Source organism: Mesorhizobium sp. M7A.F.Ca.ET.027.03.2.1 (genome assembly GCF_003999175.1).
In the GTDB taxonomy this organism is placed as follows: domain Bacteria; phylum Pseudomonadota; class Alphaproteobacteria; order Rhizobiales; family Rhizobiaceae; genus Mesorhizobium.
In genome coordinates this window covers 1-1,939 of record NZ_RZOM01001127.1, presented here as the reverse complement: position 1 = coordinate 1,939, position 1,939 = coordinate 1, and the positions used below count along the sequence as shown (strand labels likewise).

The window sequence follows — 1,939 nt, the reverse complement described above, 5'->3', positions numbered from 1 at the left end:
ACCCAGCGCACATTGTCATTGGCCGCTTTCTTCGAGATCAGCACGACTTCCGACTTGATGACGCCGGCATTGCCGACCATGCCACGGCCCGGCTCGATGATGGTCTCGGGAAGCGCATTGCCGAAATGCTTGCGCAGCGCCGAGAAGATCGCCTGGCCATAGGCCTGGGCGGCTGGCACGTCACGCAGATAGCGCGTCGGGAAACCACCGCCCATATTGACCATCTTCAACACGATGCCTTCTTCGGCGAGCGTCGCGAACACCACCTTGGCGTCGGCCAGCGCACGGTCCCAGGCGGTCAGGTCGGTCTGCTGCGAGCCGACATGGAACGACACGCCATAAGCGTCGAGGCCGAGCCCCTTGGCATGGCGCAGCACGTCGACGGCCATCGCCGGCACGCAGCCGAACTTGCGCGATAGCGGCCATTCGGCGCCCTCGCCATCGGTCAGCACGCGGCAGAACACGCGCGCGCCTGGAGCGACGCGGGCGATCTTCTCGACCTCTTCGACGCAATCGACGGCGAACAGGCGGATGCCGAGCTGGTAGGCGCGTGCGATGTCACGCTCCTTCTTGATGGTGTTGCCGAAGGAGATGCGGTCCGCCGGCGCACCGGCGTCCATCGCCATCTCGACTTCGGCAACGGAAGCGGTGTCGAAGGACGAGCCCATCGCAGCAAGCAGGCGCAGGATTTCCGGTGCCGGGTTTGCTTTCACCGCATAGTAGATCTTGGAATCGGGCAGCGCCTTCTCGAAGGCGCGGAAATTGTCGCGCACGACATCGAGGTCGACGACGAGGCAGGGACCGGTCGGACGTCGGGTGGCGAGGAAGTCAAGGATGCGCTGGGTGGCCATCGGGGTCTCTCCATCAGCGCCTTTCGGCGCGCAATAAGGCTGCGGGACGCGGGCTGTCAGCCTCGCGAACACGCGGTGGACAAAGGCGGGACGGATATCCATGGAACCAGCCGGTGGAGACCCCGGAACCATGAAGCGCCGTCTCGCGGCGGTGAACCTTGGCCTTGCCCGGCCTCGGTTCGCTTTGTCTGCCTTGGCTTGGATGGGAGACCCGTCCGCACTGCCGGCAATGAAGGTGTGCCTCTTCAGTAACCCCGGTTTTTGGACAACCGGCAGAACACCAGAAAGGCCCGCACCGTCGTTGCTTCAAGGTGTCCTCGGGCTGGCGGTTGGCCGCTAGACCGACTGGAGGGGTTGGCTCCAGTTACCTTACCGATTTCCCTCACCATTCGAGGATCGGCGGACACCCACAGGCACGTGCGACTTTGGGCAAGCGCGATATAAGAGCGAAGACTTTCACAATCAATAAAAATCGTATCGCAGGTTGTAAAATTTCTGGCGTCGAACAATGTTGCGGCAACCGTATCCGGATATCGAACGATGACAGGCACGCACGGCCCTCTCAACGCCTTTCTCGATCTTCGCCGGATGCCGGTGGCACATGCCCAGCTCGGCCCGCTGGCCGGCCTGCGGCTGGCCGTCAAGGACATCTACGACGTCGCCGGTTACCGCACCGGTTGCGGCAATTTGCAAAAATTCGCCGAAAGCCACGCGGCCTCGCGCACCGCACCCGCCGTGCAGATGATCCTCGATGCCGGCGCACGCTTCGTCGGCAAGACGCAGACCGACGAGCTTGCCTTCGCGCTGTTCGGCCAGAATGCGCATTTCTCGTTTCCGGTGAACCCGGCGGCACCCGACCGCGTCACCGGCGGCTCCTCATCGGGGTCGGCGGCGGCGGTGGCGGGCAGGCTGGCCGATATCGCCACCGGCTCAGACACCGGCGGCTCGATCCGCGCCCCGGCGAGCTTTTGCGGACTGATCGGGCTGCGCACCACGCATGACCGCATTCCGCTCGACGGCACGATGAAGCTGGCGCCGAGCCTCGACACGTTCGGCTGGTTCGCCGACGACATCGAGACCTACGAGAC

The 1,939-nt window shown here is 64.2% G+C and carries 2 protein-coding genes; one reads left to right on the top strand and one right to left on the bottom strand.

Annotated features, from left to right (window positions below):
• Positions 1 to 851, bottom strand: an 851-nt coding sequence (locus EN750_RS32005; protein ID WP_145968112.1) for a type III PLP-dependent enzyme, incomplete at its 3' end; no start/stop codon positions are given.
• A gap of 540 nt (positions 852 to 1,391) precedes the next feature.
• On the opposite strand from EN750_RS32005, the gene EN750_RS32000 reads away from it, so the two are divergent.
• A partial coding sequence (locus tag EN750_RS32000; RefSeq protein ID WP_245482871.1) for an amidase family protein occupies positions 1,392 to 1,939 on the top strand: 548 nt, incomplete at its 3' end.